At 52.0% G+C, this 1688-nt stretch carries 1 rRNA gene; it reads right to left on the bottom strand.

Annotated features, from left to right (window positions below):
- Positions 1-30 precede the first annotated feature (30 nt).
- Positions 31-1688 (bottom strand): 23S ribosomal RNA (locus AC3WOS_RS28475); the annotation flags it as partial.

The raw sequence follows: 1688 nt of genomic DNA, 5'->3' as shown, positions 1-1688 counted from the left end.
CTTCTTATTCTTACAACCTGCTAAGGTTATAGGGACAAGCCGTACGGGCAATTAGTACTGGTTAGCTTAATGCATTACTGCACTTCCACACCCAGCCTATCAACGTCCTGGTCTCGAACGACCCTTCAAGGAGCTCAAGGCTCCGGGAAATCTCATCTTAAGGCAAGTTTCCCGCTTAGATGCTTTCAGCGGTTATCTCTTCCGAACTTAGCTACCCGGCAATGCCACTGGCGTGACAACCGGTACACCAGAGGTTCGTCCACTCCGGTCCTCTCGTACTAGGAGCAGCCCCCTTCAAATTTCCAACGCCCACGGCAGATAGGGACCAAACTGTCTCACGACGTTTTAAACCCAGCTCACGTACCACTTTAAATGGCGAACAGCCATACCCTTGGGACCGGCTACAGCCCCAGGATGTGATGAGCCGACATCGAGGTGCCAAACTCCCCCGTCGATATGAACTCTTGGGAGGAATCAGCCTGTTATCCCCAGAGTACCTTTTATCCGTTGAGCGATGGCCCTTCCATACAGAACCACCGGATCACTATGTCCTACTTTCGTACCTGCTCGACTTGTCAGTCTCGCAGTTAAGCACGCTTATGCCATTGCACTATTAGCACGATGTCCGACCGTACCTAGCGTACCTTCGAACTCCTCCGTTACACTTTAGGAGGAGACCGCCCCAGTCAAACTGCCTACCATGCACTGTCCCCGATCCGGATAACGGACCAAGGTTAGAACCTCAAACAAACCAGGGTGGTATTTCAAGGTTGGCTCCACGAGAACTGGCGTCCCCGCTTCAAAGCCTCCCACCTATCCTACACAGATTGGTTCAAAGTCCAATGCAAAGCTACAGTAAAGGTTCATGGGGTCTTTCCGTCTAGCCGCGGGTAGATTGCATCATCACAAACATTTCAACTTCGCTGAGTCTCGGGAGGAGACAGTGTGGCCATCGTTACGCCATTCGTGCAGGTCGGAACTTACCCGACAAGGAATTTCGCTACCTTAGGACCGTTATAGTTACGGCCGCCGTTTACTGGGACTTCAATCAAGAGCTTGCACCCCATCATTTAATCTTCCAGCACCGGGCAGGCGTCACACCCTATACGTCCACTTTCGTGTTTGCAGAGTGCTGTGTTTTTATTAAACAGTCGCAGCCACCAGTTTATTGCAACCCTTTCACCCTTCCACAGTAAAGTGGTCAAGCTACCGGGGCGTACCTTTTCCCGAAGTTACGGTACCAATTTGCCGAGTTCCTTCTCCCGAGTTCTCTCAAGCGCCTTAGAATACTCATCTCGCCCACCTGTGTCGGTTTGCGGTACGGTCTCGTATGACTGAAGCTTAGAGGCTTTTCTTGGAACCACTTCCGATTGCTTCAGTGCCTAAGCACCTCGTCCCAGTCCCTTGAATTACGCGCCCGGATTTGCCTAAGCGCCTTCTATGAACCAGAAACTGACTATTCCAACAGTCAGACAACCTTCCGCGATCCGTCCCCCCATCGCATCATACGACGGTGCAGGAATATTAACCTGCTTCCCATCAGCTACGCATCTCTGCCTCGCCTTAGGGGCCGACTCACCCTGCTCCGATGAACGTTGAACAGGAAACCTTGGGCTTACGGCGTGGGGGCTTTTCACCCCCATTATCGCTACTCATGTCAGCATTCGCACTTCTGATACCTCCAGCAG

The organism is Rugamonas sp. FW305-51 (assembly GCF_058786935.1).
The sequence above is the reverse complement of the archived record's forward strand: the minus strand, read 5'-3'. Positions and strand labels throughout refer to the sequence as shown.